Below are 20,615 nucleotides of genomic sequence, written 5' to 3'. Positions count from 1 at the left end.
GGTGAGGGCTGATAATCAGTGGAGGATGAAGAAAACCCCCACTGATTAAAGTTTCACTTTATATCGTAGTGGATGTAAATGACTATGCAAACAGTGAAATTTTCAAACACAAATTGAATATCTTTTCTAAGTATGTAAAAGAGAAGTCCGATTTATTTAAGTTACAGAAAAATACAATCTCTTATATTTTTCCAGAAGACGATGAAGACGGGGGATATAAAACTCATAGATATACTTTGAAATGTAAAGTTTCAGACTTGAAATACATTCCTATGCTAAAAGCAATTTGTAATCAAGATATGGGAATAAAACCACGTATTTTTCATAGGGTGTATTTCATAAATATTAACAAGAATACTATATTTCACGTTTATGATGATAGGGGTTGTGATGTATTAGCTACCTCTCCTAATACAATTAGAGATATTTATCATACATATAATGATTGGATATTAGAATACGACAGAAATAAAATTGATAAAGTATTTAATTGAATGTAGTCTATTTTAAATGAGGGAAATACCATAGAGGTGTTTCCCTTTTATTAATATGAAAATCAACATTCAAATTTGACAGCGCTTATTATAAAGGTAAAGGGATTTGATGGTAATGTATTGAATTTGGATAGAAACAGAAAAGGAGGATGAATGAATGACGACAATCTATTTTGTTCGCCATGCTCACTCTCTATATACAAAAGACGAAAGGGTACGTCCCTTATCTGAAAAAGGGCACTTAGATGTAGAGAATGTAACACGCTTATTAAAAGATAAGCATATTGATGTTGTGATTTCTAGTCCGTATAAAAGGGCGATTCAAACGGTACAAGGAATTGCAAATACATATAATGTATCGATACAAATAGAAGAAGATTTACGAGAAAGGTTATTAAGTAAAGAGCCAGTAACAGATTTTAATGATGCGGTCCAAAAGGTGTGGGAAGATTGGGATTTTGCACACGAAGGCGGAGAATCGAATGAGGTAGCGCAAAGGCGTGCTGTAATATGTATGAAAAATATATTAAAAAAATATGAAGATAAGAATATTGTAATAGGAACTCATGGGAATATTATGGTATTACTCATGAATTATTTTGATTCAAAATATGATTTTCAATTTTGGAAAACAATTCGTATGCCTGATATATTTAAGTTGAATTTTCATAATGAAGATTTAATTTCTGCCGAAAGGATAGAGTCCACAGATTATCAGATAAATAATTTGTAAAAGTTTATCAAAAAAAGAGGAAAGAGAGATGTTATTGTAGAAGTATGACTTTGTAACATAAAAATTATATGTTAAAGGAGGCTGTTTACATGTTTGAGAAAGAGAAAGAAGGGCTTATTGAAGTTCACAACGTATATGAAATTGCACCAGCAGATGGAACAATTATTGGTATGGCAACGGAAGAAGAAATGGAAATTGCTGCTGAACTAGAGCTGCAGTACTATGCCCATTCTCGTTTGCTAGAAGCAAATATTCAGTTAGACGGTTCCTCCTACAAAGAGTTACTTCAGGAGTTCCAGGAGTACGAAAGAAAATCAATGAGCTTTTGGCGATCAATACATAAGCGTTTAGCTGTGCCATGGGCATGGGTATTACGTATTGACGTTGCGAATGGCCCTATATATGTAAGTAATGGGAATTCGTATTACGAAGAAATCGATGATGAAGAAGATTATGAATAGATAAGTAAGGAAGCAGCTTTAGTTGCTTCCTTTTTTTATTCCCACAGATTGAACAGCCTTAATAATAATATCTGGTCGATCATTTTCAATTCCGTGACTAGCATGTTCGGCAAATATATATTGGCTATATATGGAGAGTTGTAATTGTTCATGAATCAGTTCTTGCCACATTGTTTCTAGTCGTGTGGCCTCCTCTTTCGGCATGCCGCCCTCAGTCAACTGAGTAATAGAATATTGAGGGTCTCTACCGATAACGATTAACGGTACTTTTAATGTTTTATATAGCTCTTTTATTGAGCGAGCGCAATTTTTCCACTCATATAGTTCGGAAGCTGTCGCTTTATATAATAGAGGAGAGGTAGAAAATTCAATGTACTGTCTTGATTGGTTAGCGAGTATAGGTTTTAGTTCATTACAAAGCATATCTACATCCATTTTGGAGTATGTATTATATTTTTCAAGCCATATATCATCAGAATCGGTATGATCAGAAATTGGTAAATGAAGTTCATCTAGTCGGTGTAAGTTCATAGAAGTAGAATCGACTAAAATAAGTGCTCGCAGCTTATCTTCATATAACATCGCAAAATGTTGTGCACATAAGCCTCCATAGGAATGACCGATTAGAATGATTGGCGCGTGAATATCTAGTTTTTGTAGTAGCATATGAAGTTCTTTTGTTGCTTGTTTTGTAGTACGTGAATGATTTCCTAGTTCGCTTTTTCCGTAACCTGGGCGATGGTATGAAACGACTGTAAAGTGTCGTGAAAGTTTTTCTATAATAGGGAGCCAATCATAAAATGAGCAACCCATTCCGGTTTGAATGACTACCGTTTGTTTACTACTTCCTGCTATATATACTTCTATAGTTTGCCCCAATACCTCTACAAATTTATAAATAATAAACCCTCCTAACTAAGCTTGAAATAATTTTTGACAAGCAAAAACAATACACCAAACACCTATACCGAACAGGACAGATGTACTAAGTGAAAATGAGTTTCTTAACCCAATATAGACGATAAATAATAGTAGTGCGGATGCAGGAAATCCATATAATACACCTATAGCAAATTGACTTAATTCTTGCTTGTTCCCGCCTTCGAAAGAAATCCAAAATAGGCTTAGTAAACTAACGAGTGGAAGAGCAGCAATAAAGCCACCTATCGTACTATAATGTTTAGCGACTTCAGTAATAACGCCAATAATAAGTGCGGAAACGATTACCTTAACGAGGAAATGCATATTTTGCCTCCTTCGCTAATAACGAAAAGGCTTTTTCAATTAATTGTTGTTCTTCTTTCGATAACTGAGATTCTAATATTTTTATCTTTTCTTTATCTAGTAAAGTATGTTTTTCTAATCCTTCAATGCCTTCTTTTGTTAATGTAAGGTTTACAACTCTTTCATCTTGTTTATTTCTTTCTTTCATGATAAATCCTTTTTGAATAAGGCGCTTTACGTGTTCAGACGCTGTGTTATGCGAGAGACTAAGCTCAATAGCCAATTTTCCAATTGTTATATCTTTCTCACGAGAAATGAGTTGTAAAATACGAATAGCTTGATGAGAAAGGTTGTCTTCATACTCATATCGTAAGTGATAATAAATACTCTCCCAATGTTGATTAATGTCTTTCATAATGATAAATCCTCCTGTTTTTATATCGTATGGTAAGATATATTCGTGAATATAGAAGTAAAATCCTTTTATTTGGATGGAAAATGTTGAAAAAGTTTATTTTTATTGAAATATAAGGTAATCTATGTGTAAAGGTATACATTTAGCAAGAGAGAGGATGATAGCTGTGAATACATTCAAATGGATGAGTCATGAACAGATGTATGTAGATGAAATACATGTTGAAAAATGTGGTCCTCTTTCAGTCGGCGTATATGGGGGAAATCAAGAAAGTGATGCATATGAACGAGGAGATGCGGTACTTGCTTGGTGGGATCCTGATTTGCAATTTGAATTTGTTATGATTTTTGATACACACCACAAAACAAAAAATATTGATTATATAATAGAAGCCATTTCAGAAAGAAAAGAGAAACTAAAAGAGTTATTTTCCTACCCGATACATTTAGCTTTTCATCATACACATATGTACTTATTAGCGTTATTTACAGATGAGTTGTTTATTGAAAAATGTGATCAAGATGATGAAGAACTTGCATGTTTAATTTGTTTGAGAAAAGGCGAATTTTTATATTGGTTATCAGTTGGTGATTGCTTCGCATATTTATTCCATTCTGAGAAAACGAAGAATGGTAAAGGGCGATTAAATAAACGGAAGAATTACGAATATATCGGTAGGAAAAATATTTTCGCAGCAAATACCCCTTGTTTTACGTCAGGTGTAAGAGGATTAGAAAAAGGAATGAATCATATCGTAATGGCAACGGACGGTATTTTAGAGTGTGATAAACGAAGGTTTGATGATGATCAATCTTTAGTAGAAATATTGCACGACGGAAATAGCTTGCAGATTGAGCCAGTATTAACAAATGTACTGCAGTGGAAAGGTAGAGATTGTGCCACAATTATTGGATGGTCTATTGATACTGAAAATAAACGATGCGCTAATTAATATAAAAGGAGTTCAAGGTTTTTATCCTTGAACTCCTTTTTGTTAAGCGATATGGATGTGATACGTTTTTAACCATTCATTTACTTGAAGCATATATTCCATAGCACTTCTTGCTTCAAAATTGTTAATGTCTTTATTACTTTGATCGGCAATGGCAAGTAGTGTGGAATGATTAATAAGTGAGAAAATAGGATTGTTTTTATTACTGCACATGTCGAGTGATAAATGACGGATTGTTTGTAAATAATGTGGATCTTGTGAAGTCGGATAAGCACTTTTTCTTCTATTCCGTACATCATCAGGTAAAGCAGATTTCAGTGCTCTGCGTAAAATGCCTTTTTCAATATTATCAATGCTTTTTATGTTGAAAGGAACGTTCCATAAATATTCAACTAATCGATAATCGCAAAACGGTACGCGAACTTCAAATCCTACAGCCATACTCATACGGTCTTTACGGTCAAGTAAGAACGGAAGAAATCTCGTTAAAAATAAATAAAACATTTGACGTTGTTTCGCTGATTTTTTACTTTCGCCTTCAAGAGTAGGGACTTCAAGAACCGCTTCTTGGAATCGTGTATCAATATAGTTTTCTAAGTTACATTGGTTACTTACTTCATTTAATAGAAGAGGCGAAGTATTTTTCCAATTTGTTAGCCAAGGAAACTTATCTACATACAGTAATTCTTCTTGATGAAACCAAGGATAGCCACCGAATACTTCATCAGCAGATTCTCCAGATAACGCTACAGTTGCATCTTTTTTCATTTCGCAAAATAGTAAATATAGTGAAGTTTCCATTTCACCAGCACTCGGTAAATCTTTTGCACGGAGGGGAACGAATAAGTGATTTGCTAATTCTTCAGCATTCACAATAATATCATGATGAGATGTCCCTACATGTTCAGAAACGCGTTTTACCCAAGGAGCGTCTAAACCAGTGCGAGCAAATGTTAGCTCGAAATCTTTTGCGCTATTTACAAAATCAACGGAATACGTATGAAGTGTTTTATTTTCAGCAGCAAATTCTTTCCCCGCTAGTGCAGTAATCCCGCTAGAATCTAATCCTCCTGATAACATACAGACGAGAGGAACATCGGCAATTAATTGTCTTCTTACTGTATCTTGTAAAATAGATAAAATATGTGATGATGTATCTTCAGTAGAGTCTGTATGAGCTTTACTTTCTAAATTCCAATACTTCGTAACTACTTTTTTATCACGTGTAAACGTTATACAATGTCCGGCACGCACTTCTTGAATATGTTTAAAGACGCCACACCCTGGAGTTCGAAATAAGCCTAATCCAAATATTTCATTTATGCCATCCGCATCAATTTCAGCAGGGACAGACGGATGCGCTAATAATGCTTTTATTTCAGATCCGAAAATAATGCTGTCATTTCTTTCTGTGTAAAAGAGTGGCTTTACGCCTAAATGATCACGCGCTAAAAATAATTGTTGCTTCTGATCATCCCATAAGGCAAAAGCGAAAATTCCATTCAAATGTTTTACGCAATCTTCTTTCCACTCTAAATAAGCATGTAGTAATACTTCTGTATCTGAATGCGTTTCAAATGCATGACCACATTTCCTAAGTTGTTCTCTAAGCTCACGGAAATTATAAATTTCTCCATTATAAGTAAGAGCATACGTATAATCACCAGCACGAAATGTCTTCGGTTGCGTTCCGCCTTCTGGGTCAATAACAATTAAACGTCGGTGTGCAAAGGCCGCACGAGGTGAAAACCAAAACCCTTCAGCATCAGGACCACGATGCTGAATACGATTTGCCATCTTTTTTAAAATAACATGTTCATTGGAAAGATCCTTATTCCAATTTACCCAACCTGTAATTCCACACATACACATCTCATCTCCTAATTTTAAATAGTAGGTTAACGAAATAAAATATACACTAAGTTAAAGAATGACTATATAAATAGTGTACTACATGAATCAAATTGTAGACTTGAGAAAATTTTCTTTAAACGCATGGTTATGTGAGACAATGGCTAAGGGGAATTATTCCATTACATACAAAAAATAATAAAAAGATGAGAGAAAATATTTTTTTAGACGTTATATAGGGTGTAAAAGCTTTTACAAAAAAATAAGGGGAATCGCTACATGAAATCAAATGAGAAAAATTTTATAAAAAGATTAAAACGGCAAAAAGAAGATGCGCTAGAGTTCGTTGTCGATACATATTTACCACTCATAAAAGAAATCACGCACAAAGTTCTTCTTCCAGTTCAAAATGATGGATTAATAGAGGAATGTGTAAATGATATATTTCTTTCCATTTGGAATAACGCAAATAAATTTCATGGGGAGCCAAGTGACTTTAAAAAATGGATTGCGGCGATTGCGAAGTTTAAAGCGATTGATTATTACCGAAAAGCGACTAAAAATATAGAAATTATTTCAGATGAGTTTCATATCAGTACGGAAAAGTCAGCTGAAGATGAATTAATCGTTATAGAAGATAGGGAAGAGTTATTGAAGCTTATTAATCAATTAGAACCGTTAGATCAAAAAGTGTTCATTATGAAATATCTTCTCGGCATGAAAACAGAAGAAATAGGAGACAAGTTAGGATTAACTCGGGCAGCAATCGATAATCGTGTGTACCGTGGGAAAAAGAAACTACAACAAAATGCTACGAATATTAGTTTTGGAGGTAGTGCCATATGAAAGACATTTACGAACTATTAAATGATATTGATATAGATGAAAAAGAACTAGAAGAAATTGAGGCTTCTGAAATTGAAAAAGAAAAAGTAAAGCGTAATGTAAAACAATCGATACGTACGAAGAAAAAGATGAAAAGTTGGAAAAAAGGTGTCGCTGCGGCATCTATTTTAGTAGGGTTATCAGTTGCAATGCTTGGTGTTGGATTTCCTACATATGCAGGGGGATTGCCAATTGTAGGTGATATATTCCGATTTTTAGATAATGGTAGGATAGGGCTATATGAAAATTATAAAGCAGACGTAGAGAAGAAAACGGAGCTTCATTATAATTATCAACAATACGCCACAGTACTAAATATGACAAAAGAAAGCAATGGAATTAAGATAACGATAAATGATGCAATTTTCGATGGGAAGACAGTATCAATAAACTATTCTATAGAAAGTAACAGAGAGTTAGGCGGAAATCCAAGTACATTGGATTTTTTAACCATTAAAGGAGCAGGTGTCCAATCAGGAAGCAATGAAATTAGTAAAGTCGCTGATAGAAAATATACAGGTTTAATAAAAACAAGTAGCGATCTAGTTAGTACTAAAGAAACTACAGTGAACATTGAATGGAGTATAAAAAGTATAGACATTTTAGAAACAGAAGAAACGATAAAGGGAGATTGGAATTTTAATATTAATCTAAGAGGAATAGAAAATAAAGAGCAATTGATTAGAGGTAGTACAGAAAAAGATGGTGTAAAAGTAAATATGGAGAGAATGGAAATAACACCAATGTCGTTTATTTTATACTATAACCAAGAAGTATCTCAAGAAATAAGGGGTGTATGGGATGGGGTGGATATCGATTTAGAAGTGAGTGATGATTTAGGTAATCAGTATTCTGGGGAAGGAAATGGAGGCTCAGGTGAGGATTCTTATAATTTTAATTGGAGTAAAACATTCCAACAACTCAATGCGAATGCAACCAAACTAATAATAACGCCTCACGTTAATTTAAGAATTCACACTCCTGAAAATTATGGCTCGGTAACAATAGTTGGAGGACACGTAAAGGAGAGTTTCGTGTCTCGAAAACTGGGAGGCAATAAGGGTATTGTTTTAGATGATATCGTAATTGATTTAAAGAAATAAAAGAAAGACTGCCTAAAACGATTAGGCAGTCTTTTTCTCCTTAAGAACTAGTAACAAATAAAGCATGCGGATGCTGCGTTTTATACTCATCTTTCCACGGAATGTCGAGTTGTTCCCACGATTCGCCGCTATCAGTGGATTGAAATACGCCATTGTTATTTAAAGTGTAAAACGTATGTGGTTCTGCTGGATTTGTCGCAAACATTGAAATGACTGTACCGATTGCTGATGGTAGACCTTGCTGTACTTGCTGGAACGGAGTATCTTTCGTTTTACGATAAATATAAGATTCATAAGGAATACGGTGATGAGCGAGGTCAGCGCTTGGTGCGGCAGAAACGAGAATTGTATCACAATCAGCTGGATCGATAGCCATGCTGTATAAATAATGATGTTCAAGTCCTTCGCTGCATGAGATCCAGCTGTTTCCACTGTTATAACTTTCGAGGTATGCGCGATCAGGTCCGCCCATAAATCCGTCACCACATGATGCATAAAGGCGATTTGGAGCTTCAGGGTGCATAAGCAATTGATGAGCATCGATAGGAGCACCGAATTTTTTATCCATCCATGTATGTCCTCTATCATTACTTTGAATAACAGCACCAGCTTCAATTGAAACATGGATTGTATTTGGATTATTTGGATCAACTGTAATCCAGCGTACGTGATGGGTAAACGGTCTAGGTGGGAAAGCCCACGTATAAGAAGATAATAATGATTTCATATTTTTAAGTTCAGTCCACGTTTCACCACCATTTTCCGAACGGAATAAAGCACTAGGTTCTGTTCCTACATAAACGACGCCATATCCGTTAACTTGTTCATTAGGGCTTATTGTAATAGAAGTGATCGAAGAATGTAAAATACCATCTTCATTTGGAAAATCAAAGTAACGATATGAATCTCCAATTGGTTTCCACGAATCTCCGCCATCGTCGCTTAACCATAAGCCTCGTCCAAATGTACCGCAATATACACGGTTTTGTTGAAATGGATCAACAGCGATACAGGTAGGCTGCATATTTTGTAAGTGATAGGATGCTTCATAGTTACCATATCGTTCTTTTACAACAACAAGTTCACGTTCCATACAGAGAAATAATCTTTTCAATTTCGTCCCCTCCTTAAAAATTCTTTCTTTAGTAAACAATATGAAAATAAAAAAGAAGTAGTCTTGTTTTTATTTGAGAAAAAGGACTTGTTTGAAAAATAGCGAAGTGTGTATACAGAGGAAGTGGGATAAAGTGAAACTTTAATCAGCGTGTGGCATCCCTACTGAGTATAAGCTTTCACCAATCGGGCGTTAATGCGGGATAAAGATGTGGAGTTTGTTTCATACTAACATACAGATATTGCACTTAAAGGAGTATTGGTATGGGACATTCACATGATCACGGTCATTCTAACAATAAAAAGGCGCTGCTAATCGCTTTCGTATTAACGACAAGTTTTATGATTGCTGAAGTAATTGGCGGATTTGTAACAAATAGTTTAGCACTATTATCTGACGCGGGGCATATGTTAAGTGATGCGGTATCTTTAGCTTTAAGTTTACTTGCGTTTAAGCTTGGAGAAAAAACAGCAACAGCTGCGAAAACATACGGGTATAAGAGAGTCGAAATGTTAGCAGCATTATGCAACGGTGTCGTTCTTATAGTCATTTCAGTATACATTTTCATTGAAGCAATTCGCCGTTTTACAGAACCAGTTGAGATTGCTAGTAATGGGATGCTCATTATTGCTGTACTTGGTCTGCTTATTAATATTTTATCAGCTTGGATATTAATGAGAGGCGGAGATGTGAAGGGGAATTTAAATTTAAGAAGTGCTTTCTTACACGTATTAGGCGATCTATTAGGGTCAGTTGGAGCGATTATTGCAGCGCTATGTATTAAATTTTTCGGGTGGACTGCTGCAGATGCGATTGCTAGTATTCTTGTGTCCATTTTAGTCATTATTAGTGGATGGCGTGTAACACGTGATACGGTCCATATATTAATGGAAGGTGCACCACAGCATATAAATGTTGAAGAGGTAAAAAGTACATTATTAAATATTACGGTTGTAAAAGAAGTTCATGATTTGCATATATGGTCTGTCACATCTGATTTTCAAGTATTAACTTGCCATTTGATTATTAAAGGTAATGAAACGCAAAGTGTACTAAAAGAGGCTACGGATGTATTAAAGGAAAAGTTTCATGTAGAACATGTCACCATTCAAGTAGAGATAGATGGTGAATTTAATCATAGTGAGACAACTTGCAAAGTATGAAAGAAAAAGGATAAGAAAAAGTGTCATAACATTTTTCGCGCGGCATACATATATATAATGTGGCCACAAATACTTTGTAAGGTAAATATTTCATGAAATTACTTTACTTATAACGAGTCATCTTTTATAATCAAAAGTGGTAATTGATAGAGATTATCATTTTCAATGATCGTAGAAAGGAGTTTTTTAAAAGATGAGTAGTCAACTCCGTTTTGCTGTTGAAAATCGTAAGAGGCATTTAATTGATGAGTTAATTGGAGCAGGTGTGTTTAAAATTCGCGACCGACAATTATACGAGCTGTCTTTAGAGGAATTGGAAAAAGAGTACGAAGATATGGAAGATTATGCAGATATTCAGGCGTAGCTATATAGATTAATAAAAGGTGAGCTGGTTACGATTTTATGTAACCAGCTCACCTTTTATTATTTCGTAGAAATTATTTTTGATATTTCTTTCATTGGACGGAGCCAGTTTTGAGACATCATTTGTTCCATTTGTTTTTCATCCTTCTTTTGCAGTGCTTGAATGATTGAGTGATGTTCTTCAATAGATTGACTTGCTGGAACAAAGTTTTGGAAAAACAAGTATTCAAGACGTAAAACGTGAAGTTGCATATTTGCTAGAAAGGGCTCAATATATTGATTTTTAGCAATAGAAGAAATTGTATTGTGAAATTGTATATCTAGTTGTAACGCTTGTTTTGCGTTTTTCTTTTCTATAGAGCGCTGAAAATCATCATTTATTTCAGAAAGTAGTTTCAAGTCAGCGTCTGTAATATTTTGAAGTGCTTGCTTTCCTATAATAGAGTGAAGACCAGCCATCGTCTCATAAATAATCGGGATGTCGTCTAACTTAATAGGAGCAATTTTTGTTTTTTGCCCAGGTACCATTTCCACCAATCCAGAAAGTTCTAATATTTGAAGTGCTTCTCTTACAGGTGTTCTACTTACTCCTAGTGCTTCAGCCAATTCCCCATCATTAATTTTTTCGTCAGGTTGCAGTACACCTTCAATAATCCAATCTTGTAGTTGATTTAAAACGAGTGATTTTGCCGAAACTCTTCCTTGTTTTTTATAATTTTGAGGGATAGGCATTGTGAATTCCATCCTTTCATTGTATATTTTCCTTTTTCTCATGAACAAACTTTAATTTTGGTTTCCCTTCATCCGGTTTTTGACTTAAAATGAGTACCATTACAATGACACAAAAAGCCCCTAATAACTGAAAAGATTGAAACGGTACATGTAATATAAGTACAGAAGAAATAATAGCTGCGAGTGGTTCAGTACATCCGAATAATGTCGTTTCTTTCGGAGTCAGGTATCGTATGCTGTCTAAGTATAAATAAAAAGCAATAAGTGTCCCAAAAATGATGACAAATGTGATAAGTAGTAAGGTATTTAGTTTTACATATTTCATCGTTGATAATAAAATGAATTCTTTCGTAGAAATAAAGTGTACAATCGTTACACCAATACCTCCAATAATCATGCCCCATCCAACGATAACTGAGGAAGACCATCTATCTAGTAATCCCTTTGAGTATAAACTATAAAAAGCAAGAGATAATCCAGATACAATTCCCCAAACGATAGCTGGTGTAGAAACAGCTAAGTTATGTATAGACCCGTTTGTCAGTAAGAGGAAAGTGCCTACTAATGAAAGAGCAATTGAAATGAAATCAATTTTTGATGGACGAACGTTCCATTTGAAAAGTAAGTATACAGTAATAAATATAGGAGCTAAATATTGCAATAATGTTGCGACAGCAGCATTTCCTTCTTTAATAGAAGCGAAGTACGTGTACTGTACAGCAAGCATACCGAATAGGCCAAACAATATCATTTTAGTAGCATCAGATCTTTGTTTCCATATGCCGAATATTTCCTTTTTTCTCGTTCCGAATGAAGAAATAATGAGTAAGATAACGCCTGATATAAGCAATCGGATTGTAACTAACCATTCAGTAGAAACATGTTCATATTGAAAAAGTTGTTGTGCAGCTGTTCCGGATAATCCCCATAAACAAGCACCAATTACAACCATAATGATTCCTTTTAAACGATTTGGATCCATAAGGTATTTAATCCTCCTTTCAAAATATATATTGGATACATTATGCAATATATCATAGAGTGTATAAAAAATAAACTGAAATTTCTTACTTGATGTGAAGTTGTTATTCAAATTAAAGAAAGTTTGTTAATTAAGAGAACGATAAAATAAAAAAGGCTTCTATTGACGGAAGCCTTTTTTATTTTAGATTATGAAGTGTAAGTAAAAGCCGGAATGGGATCAACAAATGTATTCCAGTTTTGTTCCATTTCCTTTTCTGTTAATAGACAATCATCTAATGATTGTTCAATCACAGAACGATTCATATCAATACCGATAAATACGAGCTCAGTTATTCGATCTCCATATCGCTCGTCCCAGTTTTTCAATACTTCGGGTTCTTCTGTAATAATTTGATTTCTTTCAGTTTCAGGTAATGCCGCTATCCATTCACCAGCTCCTTGAATTGTAATAGAGGAACCTGCTTGAGATAGAAGCCCAATCATATTATTACGAGATGCGAGCCAGAAAAAGCCTTTCGCTCGTACAACATCTACAGGCCATTTTTTTAGCCAATTCATAAGGCGTTCAGGATGGAAAGGGGATTTCCGACGGTACACAAAGGAATTGATACCATATTCTTCAGTTTCGGGTGTATGATGTTCACTATTTAGTTCTTGCATCCAGCCCGCCGATTGACTCGCTTCCTCATAATTGAATAAATTTGTATTTAAAATTTCTTGCAATGGTACGTTGCTAAATGAAGCTTCAATAATTTTTGCACCGGGATTTAATTTTTGTAGTAAATGATGAAGTTCTATCCTATCTTCTTTTTTTATTAAATCAATTTTATTAAGAATAATGACATTCGCAAATTCAATTTGGTCTATTAGTAAATCAATAACTTCTCGAGTATCATTTTCATCGATAGCCTGTTTACGGTCTAATAAACTTTCACCATTTGCAAAATCATCCCAAAATGTATTTGCATCTACAACTGTAACCATCGTATCGAGGTGACAATTTTTCGTTAAATCGATATTAAGTACTTCGTCAGTATAAGTAAATGTTTGGGCAACTGGAATCGGCTCACTTATACCTGAAGATTCAATAACTATATAGTCAATATCACCGTTTTCAACAAGCCGACTCACTTCTATCATTAAATCTTCTCGTAGTGTACAACAGATACAACCATTTTGAATTTCTACTAATTTCTCTTCCGTACGTGAAAAACCACCTTTTTTTATAAGCAACGCATCAATATTTATTTCACTCATATCATTAACGATAACAGCCACTTTTAAGTTGCTCTTATTAGCCAAAATATGATGTAGTAGGGTGGTCTTTCCAGCTCCTAGAAAACCACTTAATACAGTGATAGGTACTTTTTTCATAAAATAATCTCTCTTTCAAATCGTAATGATTACGTTTTATATTAAGTGATAAAAAAGAAAAAATCAATAATAAATCATAATGATTACGATTTAAGAATAGGAATAGACTATAAAATTTGTGCTGTAGTAGTGTAGGGCATTTGGACAAGTATACGATTTAATATGAATAAAGTGGGGGGGGATAATGTTGGTCTTTAATAGGGTTTCAAAAGAATTAATAGGAATAGCCCTTATTGCTATTTTTCTTTTTTTATTATTTTTTGTAGATTTTACAAGTCTAGCAAATTTGCACAAAAGTATGCCAAAAGAATGGTTGAATATGAATACCGTATTTTTAAGTATTATATTCGAAGCAATACCTTTTATTTTATTAGGCGTAATTGTTTCTTCTCTCATTCAAGTGTTTGTGACGGAAGATATGATTCATAAAGTAATGCCGAAATCACAGGTTGTTGCAATGATTCCAGCGGTATTTGTCGGAATCATTTTTCCGATGTGTGAATGTGTCATTATTCCAATCGTAAGAAGACTTATTCAAAAAGGACTCCCTCTTCATGTAGGAATTGTAATTTTATTGAGTGCACCTATTATGAATCCGATTGTTTTTTTATCTACTGTATATGCATTTCAAAAAAATGATGTAGTTGTATATGCACGCTTTGGGATAACAATTTGTGTGGCGTTATTAGTAGGGCTAATTGTGTATTATTTCTATCGCGGGAAAAATATTTTAAAAGATATAGAGGATTCGGCTCAAAAAAAAGAAAAAAAGGGCTGGGGGAATGTTGTGAATCACACTGTAGATGAGTTTTTTGATACAGGTAAATATTTATTGATTGGTGCTTTTTTTGCGAGTGTATTTCAAACGTTTTTTGATCGAAATGTACTTGATGCAGTAGCACATAACGAAATAATTGCCCCAATTATTATGATGGGATTTGGTTATGTTTTATCCATTTGCTCAGCGGCTGATGCATTTATAGCGGCATCTTTTGGACATGTTTTCTCTGTAAAAGCACTTCTCGCATTTCTTGTGTTTGGACCTATGCTTGATATGAAAAATACATTGATGCTATTTGCTTATTTTCAAAAGAGATTTGTATTCTTTTTGATTGGAATTATTATTTTATCGGTGTACACAATCGTGCAAATTACAACGTTATAGGAGGTGGGAGAAAGTGGAGGAACAGGAACAGAAAGCTTATCATCGCTATATTCGTGGCATTATTTTAATTGGTTTAGCAATGCTCTTATTTAAACTACTTGTAACAGGCAATATTTATAATTTTATCGCTCCAAAAATGATTAAATTTACGTATATAGCTTTTGTGGTGATTTTACTTCTTGGTTCTTTACAAGTTTGGAGAGATGGGAGAGAAAAACAGGATGATTGTAATTGTTGTAAGCATCATACAGCATTAAAATCAGGGATGGAAAGTTTCTTTGTATATGTTTTATTTGTTGTTCCGATTGTTTGTGCTTTTCTATTTGGAAGTGTAACCATTGACGGAAGTTTAGCGGGAAAAAGGGGGATGACTCAAAGTGTACAGGCAAGAAGTATGGAAAAGAAGGAAAAAGAGGGAATACAGGCAAATTCTAATTGGAAAGAAATATTAGTTGATCAAGGTGAAACCTCGAATTTAAAAGTGACAGATCAAGTGGAAGAGCAATTAGAAAAAAGTATGTTAGGACAACGAAAAATACAAGTAGAGGATAAGGATTATGTTCAAACAATGAGTACAATTGGCCAAGATGTAAAAGGGTTTAAAGGGAAAGAAATTACATTCTCAGGATTTATCTATAATGATAAGGATGTGACGGGTGATAAAACGGTAGTGGCGCGATACGGCATAACTTGTTGTATTGCGGATGCATCTGTCTGGGGGATGATTGTTGCAGGGGAAAACGTAAAAAAGCTCCCACAGGAAACATGGGTGAAAATAACAGGTTTGTTGAACGAAACGACATATAAAGGAATGCTATTTCCACTCGTAAAAGTAAACAAAGTGGAGAAAATCAATAAGCCAATAGATCCATATGTATATGATGCTTTACCACAATAAAAAAGAATGAATTCTTCATATTTTCATGAAATAGAATCATAATCATGACGATAAAAAAATAAAGATAAGAGTAATTTGGTTTGTTAAAAATATGTGTAGAAGGAGATACGCGATGAACTGGGTTACTCATAAACCAACATTTGAATTTGATAATTTTAGTCCATTTATTCGTGCGAATACTGCGTGGCTTGGACATCTGGAGTTCGCATACGATTTAGTAAGATTTGAAAAACCAGAAATATTAGTTGAGCTAGGGACACATCTAGGCGCTTCTTTTTTCAGTTTTTGTCAAGGGGTAAAGGATGGGGGATTAGCTACAAAATGTTTTGCTGTAGATACTTGGACAGGAGACGGGCATACAGGTCCATATGGAGAAGGTGTTTTCCAAATTGTAGATAAAGTGGTAAAAACGAGTTATCCAAATATAGGTAATTTAATTCGATCTACTTTTGATGAGGCCGTTGATCAATTTCAAGATGGGACGATAAATTTGTTGCATATTGATGGCTATCATACGTATGAAGCAGTTTCTCATGATTATAAAACATGGTTACCAAAACTTGCGAATAACGGTATCGTATTATTTCATGATATTGAGGTGAAAGATCGAAACTTCGGCGTGTATAAATTTTGGGATGAGGTCAAGGCGAAGTACCCTCATTTTCAGTTTGAGCATTCATATGGTCTTGGAGTATTATTTCCGAAAGGTTGTAGTGATAAGTTTGAGGAGATACTTAAAAATAAAGAAGAAATACAAAATATGTATAAATAAAAGTGGAGCATGCATCATTTTAATGATGTGTGCTTTTTAATGGATAAAAATGGTAGTCCCTAAAAGGTGAGGATAATAGTGAAAAATTTGTTGTGGCAAATATTAAAAAAGTTATTTTTGATTGTTCTATATAAAAATGTAACATTTTTTATATTTTCCATTGCGAAAAGTAACATCTACTTTTACAATAGAAAAGGTGTTATATTATACTGGAAAAATAAATCGAAATAATATGAAAATTTTGTTTTGTCTTCGCTAATTGTATATTACATACATGTAAGACGACACACGTCATGTTATCGACTTGTAAGGAGAGAAAAAAATGAAAAGTGTAAGATTACCATCGATGCTAGAAATCATAGTTCTTTTATTACTATTTCTTGCTGTTGTCTTTTCCTTCCAAACGATTTTTGATCTCCCAATTCAATTAGCGCTATTTATTTCATGGTTTTTAGTAATTGCGCTTGGATTAAGATTAGGATTTCGTTATCAAGAATTGCAAGATGCAATTACGAAAGGGATTTCTAACGGATTAGAAGCAATACTGATTTTAGTTGCAGTAGGTGCTTTAATTGGAACATGGATTGCTGGTGGCGTAGTACCAACATTAATCTATTATGGATTAGAGTTTATTCACCCTAGCATATTCCTATTAGCAACATTAATTATTTGTTCAATCACTTCTATCGCAACTGGAACATCATGGGGAACAGTTGGAACAGCAGGTATTGCTATGATGGCGATTGGTGAAGGGCTTGGATTACCACTGCCACTTGTTGCGGGTGCAGTTCTTTCAGGAGCGTATTTCGGCGACAAATTATCACCACTTTCTGATAGTACCGTTCTTGCAGCTTCTATGGCGAAAGTAGATGTTATTGCTCACGTTCGAGCTATGCTCGTATTAGACGTTCCGGCTTACATTATTACTAGCATTATGTTTACTGTAGCTGGTTGGATGTATGGCGGCGATAATGTAGATTTAAATCGAGTAGAGTTTTTAAAAGAAGCTTTATTAAAGCAATTTGATATTAAAATATGGATGCTTGTTCCAGCGGTCATTGTTATTGTTCTATTAGCACTGAAGAGACCGTCTATGCCAACAATTGCAATGGGAGCTTTAATTGGTGCAATTTGGGCAACTCTTTTCCAAGGAATGAACTTTGGAGAGGCGATTGGAACAGCGTATAACGGATTCTCAATTCAATCTGGTGTTGAATTTGTGGACAAGTTATTAAACCGTGGTGGAATTAACGGTATGCTTGGATCAGTAGCCGTTATTATTTTCGGTTTAGGATTTGGTGGATTACTTGAAAAACTAGGTGTTTTAAAAGTAATCGTATCAAAATTCGAGAAGAAATTAAATTCTGCAGGTAATGTAACATTGTCTACATTAATCGTGGCATTCTTAGCGAATATATTTGGTTGTGCAATGTATGTATCACTAATTTTAACACCGAAAATTATGGAAGATAGCTATGATAAATTAAAAATAGACCGACGTGTATTAGCGCGTAACTCAGAAGTAGGTGGAACGTTAACTTCAGGTATGGTTCCATGGTCTGATAATGGTATTTTTATGGCTGGTATTTTAGGTGTAGCAACGTTCTCATATGTTCCATTTATGTGGTTAAGCTTCGTATCTTTAATTTTAGCGGTTATTTACGGATATACAGGCAAATTTATTTGGTATGTAGATGATGCAGATAAAGGAAAGCAAGCCTCATAAAAAAATACCTTCTGCGATGGCAGAAGGTATTTTTTTAAATGATAAGAATGAGAATTCTTATCATTTAAGAGAAAGTCTGTTATTATAAGAGATGTAGGTATTTTATTTTCAAGGGGATGAAAAAATGGAGTACAGAATTGAAAGAGATACATTAGGAGAAATTAAAGTTCCAGCTGATAAATTATGGGCAGCACAAACGCAACGTAGTAAAGAAAACTTCCCGATTGGAACAGAGCAAATGCCGCTTGAAATTGTAAAAGCATTTGCCATTTTAAAGAAGAGTGCAGCACTTACGAATCAAAAGTTAGGAAAGCTATCAGAAGAAAAAGCAGAAGCAATTGTGGCAGCAGCTGACGAAGTGATTGCAGGGAAATGGAATGAACATTTTCCACTTGTCGTATGGCAAACTGGTAGCGGTACACAGTCAAACATGAATGTGAATGAAGTAATTGCAAACCGTGGGAATCAAATTTTAAAAGAGAAGGGATCTGACGTACATATTCATCCGAACGATGATGTGAATATGTCTCAAAGTTCAAATGATACTTTTCCAACTGCGCTTCATGTAGCATGTGTAATCGCAGTAGAAAATCACGTATTACCAGCAATTACGAAATTAAAAGAGACGTTAGCAGAAAAAGTAACTGCATTTGAACATATTATAAAAATTGGTCGTACACATTTACAAGATGCAACACCGTTAACATTAGGACAAGAAATTAGCGGATGGCACCGTATGCTTGAAAAAACAGAGCGTATGATTGCAGAGAGCAATACATATATGAAAGAGCTTGCAATTGGTGGTACTGCAGTTGGAACAGGCATTAATGCTCATCCTAAATTTGGTGAGATGGTGTCAGAGGAAATAAGCCAATTTACAGGTAAGCAATTTATTTCTGCACCAAATAAGTTCCATGCATTAACGAGCCATGATGAAGTTGTATATACGCATGGTGCGTTAAAAGCATTAGCAGCTGATTTAATGAAAATCGCTAACGATGTGCGCTGGCTAGCAAGTGGTCCACGTAGTGGGCTAGGAGAAATTATTATTCCAGCAAATGAGCCAGGAAGCTCTATTATGCCAGGTAAAGTAAATCCAACGCAAAGTGAAGCGTTAACGATGGTTGTAGCACAAGTAATGGGAAATGACGCAACAATCGGATTTGCAGCGAGCCAAGGCAATTTTGAGTTAAATGTATTTAAACCTGTTATTGCATATAACTTCTTACAATCTGCTCACTTATTAGCAGATGCAATTGTTTCATTTAATGATAATTGTGCAGTTGGTATTGAAGCAGATGAAGAAGTAATTAAAGAGAATGTGAATCGTTCCTTAATGCTTGTTACAGCATTAAACCCGCATATCGGATATGAAAATGCAGCGAAAATTGCAAAGCATGCTCATAAAGAAGGGTTAACGCTAAAAGAAGCAGCACTGCAATCTGGACTACTAACAGAAGAACAATTCGATGAAATTGTCGATCCGAAAAAAATGATTGCTCCGAAAGAATAATAGACAAAGCCAAGATTCTTATCATAGAGTCTTGGCTTCTTTAATATTTATCTTTTCTATTTGTATTACTGCAAGTACCAAAATATATTATTTGTTAGCAGGCATATTCAATACTTTCATATGTGGACAGTTTTCTTTTAAGAGTGACATGAACTTTTCTTCTTCTTGGGGTACAAAAGCTGTTACTGAGTCAAATAAATTGTAATGGATTTCTAATTGTTGTCTAGTCCATTTCTTTGAATGAAGTTTTTTACCAGAGTATTTAATGTGGCGAATATCTTCAAATGGAATTTCAGTATGCAATATGAAACCATGTTTTACGATAAGAGATGATTCCGTTACGTTGTAGTGAGAGAGATAGAATGAAGAAAGATTTACGATATTTAATAGCATCATAAGAGTGAAAAAAATAGAATTTTCGTTTTGGAAGAATAGCGAAACGAGAAAAATAGTGATAAATAATGTAATAAAAATGACGTGAAATGGATTCTTTTTCGCTTGGAATTTCAAGTTAGTCACCTCGGTTTACGTGTACTCTAACTAAATTAAATCATAACATCGTAATAAAACGTGTGAAATTTCCTGATGGGATAAAGTGAAACTTTAATCAGTGGGGTTTTCTTCATCCCTCACTGATTATTAGTTAAACCAATCGGACTTTTATTGGCAGCCCGACCCCCACCTAACTTCTTT

Annotated in this window: 21 protein-coding genes and 1 pseudogene; 13 read left to right on the top strand and 9 right to left on the bottom strand. The window is 34.4% G+C overall.

Annotated elements, in window-relative coordinates:
• Positions 1–56: 56 nt before the first annotated feature.
• The 3 genes and pseudogenes from COL05_RS26005 to COL05_RS25995 all read left to right on the top strand — a co-directional run.
• A pseudogene (locus COL05_RS26005) lies at positions 57–494 on the top strand (DUF3885 domain-containing protein); the annotation flags it as partial.
• Between the two features lie 157 nt (positions 495–651).
• Complete coding sequence (locus COL05_RS26000; protein ID WP_098670682.1) at positions 652–1,227, top strand: histidine phosphatase family protein; 576 nt, start codon at positions 652–654, stop codon at positions 1,225–1,227.
• A gap of 89 nt (positions 1,228–1,316) precedes the next feature.
• Complete coding sequence (locus COL05_RS25995; protein WP_002193920.1) at positions 1,317–1,688, top strand: hypothetical protein; 372 nt, start codon at positions 1,317–1,319, stop codon at positions 1,686–1,688.
• An 18-nt stretch (positions 1,689–1,706) separates the two neighbouring features.
• Here COL05_RS25995 and COL05_RS25990 read toward each other — a convergent pair whose 3' ends face one another.
• From COL05_RS25990 to COL05_RS25980, 3 genes are read right to left on the bottom strand one after another with little or no spacing between them, the layout of a single operon-like run.
• Positions 1,707–2,567 carry an alpha/beta fold hydrolase gene (locus COL05_RS25990; protein WP_098670681.1) on the bottom strand — a complete coding sequence of 287 codons (861 nt, stop codon included), beginning with the start codon at positions 2,565–2,567 and terminating at the stop codon, positions 1,707–1,709.
• A gap of 36 nt (positions 2,568–2,603) precedes the next feature.
• Positions 2,604–2,933 (bottom strand): DUF3147 family protein, encoded by a 330-nt coding sequence (locus COL05_RS25985; protein ID WP_098259191.1) that lies wholly within the window; start codon positions 2,931–2,933, stop codon positions 2,604–2,606.
• A complete protein-coding gene (locus COL05_RS25980) occupies positions 2,917–3,327 on the bottom strand; it encodes a MarR family winged helix-turn-helix transcriptional regulator (protein ID WP_098670680.1) in 411 nt (136 codons plus the stop codon). Before COL05_RS25980 ends, COL05_RS25985 begins: the two co-directional genes overlap by 17 nt.
• A gap of 124 nt (positions 3,328–3,451) precedes the next feature.
• On the opposite strand from COL05_RS25980, the gene COL05_RS25975 reads away from it, so the two are divergent.
• Positions 3,452–4,279 carry a PP2C family serine/threonine-protein phosphatase gene (locus COL05_RS25975; protein WP_098670679.1) on the top strand — a complete coding sequence of 276 codons (828 nt, stop codon included), beginning with the start codon at positions 3,452–3,454 and terminating at the stop codon, positions 4,277–4,279.
• Between the two features lie 42 nt (positions 4,280–4,321).
• On the opposite strand, the gene asnB is transcribed toward COL05_RS25975, so the two are convergent.
• The gene (gene asnB, locus COL05_RS25970; protein WP_098670678.1) at positions 4,322–6,145 is read right to left on the bottom strand and encodes an asparagine synthase (glutamine-hydrolyzing); all 1,824 of its coding nucleotides are present in this window, start codon (positions 6,143–6,145) and stop codon (positions 4,322–4,324) included.
• A gap of 264 nt (positions 6,146–6,409) precedes the next feature.
• Between asnB and COL05_RS25965 the strand changes: the two genes are divergently transcribed.
• Both COL05_RS25965 and COL05_RS25960 read left to right on the top strand, forming a co-directional pair.
• Complete coding sequence (locus COL05_RS25965) at positions 6,410–6,976, top strand: sigma-70 family RNA polymerase sigma factor (RefSeq protein WP_098670677.1); 567 nt, start codon at positions 6,410–6,412, stop codon at positions 6,974–6,976.
• Complete coding sequence (locus tag COL05_RS25960) at positions 6,973–8,118, top strand: DUF4179 domain-containing protein (protein ID WP_098670676.1); 1,146 nt, start codon at positions 6,973–6,975, stop codon at positions 8,116–8,118. Before COL05_RS25965 ends, COL05_RS25960 begins: the two co-directional genes overlap by 4 nt.
• Positions 8,119–8,158: 40 nt before the next feature.
• On the opposite strand, the gene COL05_RS25955 is transcribed toward COL05_RS25960, so the two are convergent.
• Positions 8,159–9,232, bottom strand: a complete 1,074-nt coding sequence (locus COL05_RS25955) for a WD40/YVTN/BNR-like repeat-containing protein (RefSeq protein ID WP_098670675.1) — start codon at positions 9,230–9,232, stop codon at positions 8,159–8,161.
• Between the two features lie 263 nt (positions 9,233–9,495).
• Here COL05_RS25955 and COL05_RS25950 point away from each other — a divergent pair, with 263 nt between their 5' ends.
• The gene (locus COL05_RS25950) at positions 9,496–10,395 is read left to right on the top strand and encodes a cation diffusion facilitator family transporter (protein ID WP_098670674.1); all 900 of its coding nucleotides are present in this window, start codon (positions 9,496–9,498) and stop codon (positions 10,393–10,395) included.
• Between the two features lie 193 nt (positions 10,396–10,588).
• Positions 10,589–10,759: a Fur-regulated basic protein FbpA gene (fbpA, locus tag COL05_RS25945; RefSeq protein WP_000098301.1), complete on the top strand. Its 171-nt coding sequence runs from the start codon at positions 10,589–10,591 to the stop codon at positions 10,757–10,759.
• A gap of 59 nt (positions 10,760–10,818) precedes the next feature.
• Here fbpA and COL05_RS25940 read toward each other — a convergent pair whose 3' ends face one another.
• The 3 genes from COL05_RS25940 to COL05_RS25930 all read right to left on the bottom strand — a co-directional run bounded on the left by COL05_RS25940 (position 10,819) and on the right by COL05_RS25930 (position 13,848).
• Complete coding sequence (locus COL05_RS25940) at positions 10,819–11,490, bottom strand: GntR family transcriptional regulator (protein ID WP_098670673.1); 672 nt, start codon at positions 11,488–11,490, stop codon at positions 10,819–10,821.
• Between the two features lie 16 nt (positions 11,491–11,506).
• On the bottom strand, positions 11,507–12,472 hold the full coding sequence (locus COL05_RS25935; protein ID WP_098670672.1) for a DMT family transporter: 966 nt from the start codon (positions 12,470–12,472) through the stop codon (positions 11,507–11,509).
• 188 nt (positions 12,473–12,660) lie between these two features.
• Positions 12,661–13,848, bottom strand: a complete 1,188-nt coding sequence (locus COL05_RS25930) for a GTP-binding protein (protein ID WP_098670671.1) — start codon at positions 13,846–13,848, stop codon at positions 12,661–12,663.
• A gap of 187 nt (positions 13,849–14,035) precedes the next feature.
• Here COL05_RS25930 and COL05_RS25920 point away from each other — a divergent pair, with 187 nt between their 5' ends.
• The 5 genes from COL05_RS25920 (at position 14,036) to fumC (ending at position 19,922) form a co-directional block, all read left to right on the top strand.
• On the top strand, positions 14,036–15,013 hold the full coding sequence (locus COL05_RS25920) for a permease (RefSeq protein ID WP_098670683.1): 978 nt from the start codon (positions 14,036–14,038) through the stop codon (positions 15,011–15,013).
• Between the two features lie 13 nt (positions 15,014–15,026).
• The gene (locus COL05_RS25915) at positions 15,027–15,911 is read left to right on the top strand and encodes a TIGR03943 family putative permease subunit (RefSeq protein WP_098670670.1); all 885 of its coding nucleotides are present in this window, start codon (positions 15,027–15,029) and stop codon (positions 15,909–15,911) included.
• A 112-nt stretch (positions 15,912–16,023) separates the two neighbouring features.
• Complete coding sequence (locus tag COL05_RS25910) at positions 16,024–16,683, top strand: class I SAM-dependent methyltransferase (RefSeq protein ID WP_098670669.1); 660 nt, start codon at positions 16,024–16,026, stop codon at positions 16,681–16,683.
• Between the two features lie 322 nt (positions 16,684–17,005).
• Positions 17,006–18,409, top strand: coding sequence for a Na+/H+ antiporter NhaC (nhaC, locus tag COL05_RS25905; protein ID WP_098670668.1), 1,404 nt, complete (start codon positions 17,006–17,008; stop codon positions 18,407–18,409).
• A gap of 124 nt (positions 18,410–18,533) precedes the next feature.
• A complete protein-coding gene (gene fumC / locus COL05_RS25900; protein ID WP_098670667.1) occupies positions 18,534–19,922 on the top strand; it encodes a class II fumarate hydratase in 1,389 nt (462 codons plus the stop codon).
• A gap of 87 nt (positions 19,923–20,009) precedes the next feature.
• Here fumC and COL05_RS25895 read toward each other — a convergent pair whose 3' ends face one another.
• A complete protein-coding gene (locus COL05_RS25895) occupies positions 20,010–20,432 on the bottom strand; it encodes a PH domain-containing protein (RefSeq protein WP_098670666.1) in 423 nt (140 codons plus the stop codon).
• Positions 20,433–20,615: the final 183 nt, after the last annotated feature.

The organism is Bacillus sp. AFS059628, from assembly GCF_002571225.1.
GTDB lineage: Bacteria > Bacillota > Bacilli > Bacillales > Bacillaceae_G > Bacillus_A.
The sequence above is the reverse complement of the archived record's forward strand: the minus strand, read 5'-3'. Positions and strand labels throughout refer to the sequence as shown.